This is a genomic window from Thiohalophilus sp. (assembly GCF_031581315.1).
Classification (GTDB): Bacteria; Pseudomonadota; Gammaproteobacteria; order UBA6429; family Thiohalophilaceae; genus Thiohalophilus.
This window is the reverse complement of sequence record NZ_JAVLAZ010000004.1, coordinates 35,197-38,808: the sequence shown is the minus strand read 5'-3', so window position 1 is coordinate 38,808 and position 3,612 is coordinate 35,197. Positions and strand designations below refer to the sequence as shown.

Here is a 3,612-nt window from a genome sequence, read left to right as displayed (position 1 = left end):
CAGATCGAGATCGAAACCAGTGCGCTGGGAGGCGCACGCTTTCGGATCGTCCTGCCCGTCGACCCGCAACAGGGAGTAACGCATGGATAACAGCTCGAACCCGGCCCACATCCTGATCGTCGAGGATGACGCCTCGTTACGCAAATTGTTGTTCGAAGAGCTGCAGGACAGCGGCTATCACACCCTGGAAGCACCGGACGCCGAACAGGCCTGGCAGTTGCTCAATGACCAGCCGGTCGATCTGGTCATCAGCGATCTGCGCCTGCCCGGTGCCGACGCCATGGCGCTGCTGCAACAGACCCGGCAATTACCGGTTGCGCCCGGCTTTATCATTATTACCGGGTTCGGCACGGTCTCCCAGGCGGTGGAAGCACTCAAACAGGGTGCCGATGACTTTCTGACCAAACCGGTGGATCTGCAGCATCTGTTAATGAGCGTACAACGGGTTAACGAAACCCGCCGCCTGCGCCTCGAGCTGGTCCGCTATCGCGAATTACTCGGTAGTGGTGATTTTCACGGCCTGGTCGGGCGCAGCGCGCCCATGCAACGGCTTTACAGCCAGATCCGTCAGATTGCCCGGGCGGCCGGGCCGGTGTTGATCGAAGGGGAAAGCGGGGTCGGCAAGGAACTGGTGGCGCGCGCCCTGCATGCCGAAAGTGAAGTGGCCGAGGGCCCGTTTATTGCCGTCAACTGTGCCGCCATCCCGGCTGAACTGCTGGAAAGCGAGCTGTTCGGCCATGCCGCCGGGGCATTCTCCGGAGCACAAAAGGCGCGCCGCGGCCTGTTCCTGGAAGCCAGCGGCGGCAGCCTGTTACTGGATGAAATCGGTGAATTGCCCATCGGCATGCAGGCCAAATTGCTGCGGGTTCTGCAGGAACAACGTCTGCGACCGGTCGGCGCCAACCGCGAGGAGACCGTCGAAGTCCGGATTCTCGCCGCCACCAACAGCGATCTGGAACGCGAGGTCAGCGAAGGCAATTTCCGCGAGGATCTGTTCTATCGCCTGAATACTTTCGCCCTGCAGATTCCGCCGTTGCGCGAGCGCGGCGAGGATCTGGAATTGCTGACCGCCCGCTTTATCGATGAGTTCAGCGCGCGGCGCGCTCACCCGATCCAGGGCATCACTGATCGCGCCCTGCAACAGCTCAAGAGTTACCCGTTTCCCGGCAACGTCCGCGAGCTGTCCAATATCATCGAATGGGCCGTCACGTTCTGTCATGCCAACCAGATCGATATCGCGCATCTACCCGAACGCCTGCTTGAAAGTCATGATATTCAGACAAGTACACCGCTACCGGCCATGCTGGCCAATAACAATGAACTAATTCCCCTGCAGGAACTGGAGCGTCGCTATATCGAACACGTCATCGAACAGGTCGATGGCAACAAACGTCGCGCCGCGGAAATTCTCGGTATTGGCCGGCGCACACTTTATCGGCGCCTGGGCGAGGATGATGAGAACTGAGATTCGCCTGTGCCGCTGACACAGCGGCACATGTGCCATATTGCTACACACTTTTCACCGCTTTGTTAGCCAACACAACACAATAGTGGATAAATATCATCCAACTCCTTCCATATCATACTGTCAACAAAACATTTACACGCGCAGCAAGTCACTGTCATTGCCGCATTTTTTCGTCACCCAAACGGTTTTGATCCCGGGTTGAGAATCCCATCACAACAAATCGGCATGCAGCTTGCTCGTTGAGTGGTGTCAGTAAAAAACCGAGGAGTTTTACATTATGAAGATCAACAAAACATCACTGCTGGTTGCGCTGTTCGGCATGAGCCTGTCACTTGGCGCTTACGCCCAGAACTATGGCCAGGGTCAGGGCGGCGCCCAGCAACAGCAGCAACAAGGTGGCCAGGCGGCAGCCAATGTTGACGATGCCTCCCTGAACAAGTTCAAGGACGCCTTTGCTCAAGTCAACAGCATCCGTGAATCCTTCGCGGGCAAACTGGAAAACGTCGAAGATCCGAAAAAAGCACAGAAACTGCAACAGCAGGCCCAGCAGAACATGGTAAGCGCCGTCGAAGATGCCGGTCTCTCTGTCCAGGAATATAACCAGATCTTTGCCGCTGTTCAGCAAAGCCCGGAACTGCAAAAAAAGGTGCTGGGCAACCAGTAATCTGAGCGGTCCTTTTCGGAATAAATATGCCCCGCATTGCGGGGCATTTTTTTGCCTGACAACATCTGGCCAGCTAGTCAGACTTGAATAAGCGGGGATTGCGATCGGTGAACTTACTGATCCAGTCGACGATAAAGGAGCGTTCGCCCCGCTTCATATACCACCAGCCAAAGATACTGATTAAGAGCGCCCCGACCGCATCGACAATCAAATCCCACATTGTATCGGTCAGTCCCGAATCATCACCAAGCATCGGTTTTTGCATCGTGGTACCGACAAAGTAGTCGATGGCAAATTCAAAAATTTCCCATAGCGTTCCGGCAGTCACCGCAAACAAGAACGCAAATAGTGCCATAAAACCCGGACGTAAATGCAATTCGATGCGTCGGTTCTCGTTGAGCACATAGATTAGCAAAAAGCCGAGCAAGCCAAGCAACAGACCCGAACTGGCATGCAGGGCAATATCCCACCACCAGAGCCGATCATAGTAATGACGGATTTCCCCTAAAAATAATGAAGCGAAAACAAACAACACCGCCAGCAACTGAAACTCCGCCGGCACGGTGAGCTGAAAATGCCGACCGATGATTTTCGGTGACAAAATCACCACCATGATGGCCATGATCAGAATCGCACTAAACCACAATCCGTTATACAGGGTCAGCACCAGTTCCACGGCCATCAAAAACAACAGCACTATAACCGTGCGCTGATAAATCCGCGCCGCGCGTTGATTGCCCGGCGGCTGCAGGGGATCTGTCTGGGGCGATTCAGCCATCGGGAGCCAGCCTTTTTTGCAAGCGTCGCACACCCTCTTTCAGCCGCTCCAGCGACGTCGTGTAGGCAAAGCGTACATACCGTTCCGGCTGGTTGTCGCCGAAATCGTTGCCCGGGGTGATTGCCACGCCGACCTCCTGCAACAGGGTCCGGGCGAAGGCAAAACTGTCGTCGGTAAACCGGCTGCAGTCGGCATACAGATAAAAGGCACCCTGAGGCTCCACCTTGATATCGAAGCCGATCGCCCGCAACGCCGGTAGCAGATAATTGCGGCGCTGTTCGAATGCCTCGCGCCGCTGTTCGAGAATCGCCAGGGTCTGCGGTTCGAACGCCGCCAGCGCCGCATGCTGAGCCGGTGTCGAGGCGGACAGAAACAGGTTCTGCGCCAGCTTGTCGAGCGCCGGGACCTGATCGGCGGGTGCAACCAGCCAGCCGATGCGCCAGCCGGTCATGCCGAAATATTTGGAGAAACTGTTAATCACAAAGACCCGCTTGCCACAGGCCAGCGCGGTGGGCGGCGCGTCGCCATACACCAGGCCGTGATAGATCTCATCGACAATGACCGTGCCTCCCTGGCGCTCGACCCAGTCGATGATCGCCCAAAGCTCGTCGGGCGGAATCAGAGTTCCGGTAGGGTTGGCCGGTGAAGCGAGCATCACCACCCGGGTGTCGGCCTGCCAGTGCTGTTGCACCTGCGCCAGGC

The 3,612-nt window shown here is 56.7% G+C and carries 4 protein-coding genes; 2 read left to right on the top strand and 2 right to left on the bottom strand.

Features of this window, described 5'->3' with window-relative positions:
• Nucleotides 1-82 precede the first annotated feature (82 nt).
• Together RI563_RS01095 and RI563_RS01090 are read left to right on the top strand one after the other, a co-directional pair.
• Nucleotides 83-1,465, top strand: coding sequence for a sigma-54 dependent transcriptional regulator (locus tag RI563_RS01095; protein WP_310692479.1), 1,383 nt, complete (start codon nucleotides 83-85; stop codon nucleotides 1,463-1,465).
• A gap of 280 nt (nucleotides 1,466-1,745) precedes the next feature.
• Nucleotides 1,746-2,132 carry a DUF4168 domain-containing protein gene (locus tag RI563_RS01090; RefSeq protein ID WP_310692478.1) on the top strand — a complete coding sequence of 129 codons (387 nt, stop codon included), beginning with the start codon at nucleotides 1,746-1,748 and terminating at the stop codon, nucleotides 2,130-2,132.
• 73 nt (nucleotides 2,133-2,205) lie between these two features.
• Here RI563_RS01090 and RI563_RS01085 read toward each other — a convergent pair whose 3' ends face one another.
• Nucleotides 2,206-2,910 (bottom strand): hypothetical protein, encoded by a 705-nt coding sequence (locus RI563_RS01085; protein ID WP_310692477.1) that lies wholly within the window; start codon nucleotides 2,908-2,910, stop codon nucleotides 2,206-2,208.
• Nucleotides 2,903-3,612: aminotransferase class I/II-fold pyridoxal phosphate-dependent enzyme (locus RI563_RS01080; RefSeq protein ID WP_310692476.1), on the bottom strand; the 710-nt coding region annotated here is incomplete at its 5' end. The genes RI563_RS01085 and RI563_RS01080, both read right to left, overlap by 8 nt.

Bases quoted from the DNA above. Each gene is read 5' to 3' on its own strand.
- RI563_RS01095 (WP_310692479.1), top strand. From the start codon at position 83: ATGGATAACAGCTCGAACCCGGCCCACATCCTGATCGTCGAGGATGAC.
- RI563_RS01090 (WP_310692478.1), top strand. From the start codon at position 1,746: ATGAAGATCAACAAAACATCACTGCTGGTTGCGCTGTTCGGCATGAGC.
- RI563_RS01085 (WP_310692477.1), bottom strand. From the start codon at position 2,910: ATGGCTGAATCGCCCCAGACAGATCCCCTGCAGCCGCCGGGCAATCAA.